General features: G+C 56.5%; 1 protein-coding gene. It reads left to right on the top strand.

Annotation, left to right across the window (positions count from 1 at the left end; all coding sequences use genetic code 11):
* Nucleotides 1-77: 77 nt before the first annotated feature.
* Nucleotides 78-1,160: an IS630 family transposase gene (locus DID99_RS36655; protein WP_124668729.1), complete on the top strand. Its 1,083-nt coding sequence runs from the start codon at nucleotides 78-80 to the stop codon at nucleotides 1,158-1,160.
* Nucleotide 1,161 lies beyond the last annotated feature (1 nt).

The following is a 1,161-nucleotide window of genomic DNA, read 5'->3' as shown; positions in this document are numbered from 1 at the left end:
CTAGTGTTCCGTCCCAGAAATAACTTTACATGGAATTGTGTTGCTCTATGATCAAGCGAAATTGAGTGGAGGCGATCATGGGGCGCAAGAGAATCGAGGTGGTGATCTCGGAACTGGAGCGGGAGCAATTGTTGTCGATGAGCCGCTCGCGTTCGCTGCCTAATTCGCTGGTGCGCCGGGCAAAGATTGTCCTGATGGCGGCTGACGGTCGTACGAACCAGGAAATCGCAGTGCAATGTGAAGTAACGTCCCCAGCGATTACGCACTGGAAGAAGCGGTTTGTCGCGCATGGGCTTGCCGGTCTGCATGACGAAGCACGCCCTGGGCGACCGCGCGCGCATGACGATGAAGCCGTGGCGGAGTTGCTGGCGAAGGTGCTGCATGAGAAGCCCGACGGGGCAACGCACTGGAGTGTGCGTTCTGCTGCTGCGCAAACGGGTATTTCGAAGAGCTCGGTGGCTCGGTATCTGTCGCTGTTCGGTGTACAGCCTCATCGCTCGAAGAGCTTCAAGCTTTCGACTGATCCGTACTTTGTCGAAAAGGTGCGCAATATTGTCGGGCTGTATCTGAGCCCGCCGACCAACGCCTTGGTGCTGTGTGTCGACGAGAAGAGCCAGTGTCAGGCGCTCGAGCGTACGCAACCGGTGTTGCCGATGGGGCTGGGTTACCTCGAAGGTGTTACGCATGACTATATACGGCATGGCACGACGACCTTGTTTGCTGCGCTCAATGCGGCGACCGGCGAGGTCATCGCGCAATGCAAGTCGCGTCATCGACATCAGGAGTTCCTGGCGTTTTTGAATCACATTGACCAAGCGGTTCCGGAAGATCTTGACGTGCACCTGATCGTCGATAACTACGCAACGCACAAGCACCCGAAGGTCAGGGCATGGCTGGCGAAGCACCCGCGTTATCACATGCACTTCACGCCGACGTATTCGAGCTGGCTCAATCAAGTGGAGCGCTGGTTTGGCCTGATCACGCAGCAGGCTATCCGGCGCGGTTCGTTCAAAAATGTGCGCCAGCTGATTGCCAGCATCGAACGCTATGTTGAGCAATACAACCAGCACAAACGTCCGTTCGTCTGGACGGCAACCGCCGATTCCATCCTTCAGAAAGTGGCTCGGCTATGCAAAGTTATTTCTGGGACGGAACACTAGC

It is taken from the genome of Burkholderia sp. Bp8986 (genome assembly GCF_003854225.1).
Taxonomy (GTDB): domain Bacteria; phylum Pseudomonadota; class Gammaproteobacteria; order Burkholderiales; family Burkholderiaceae; genus Burkholderia.
This window is presented reverse-complemented; position numbering and strand designations above follow the sequence as displayed.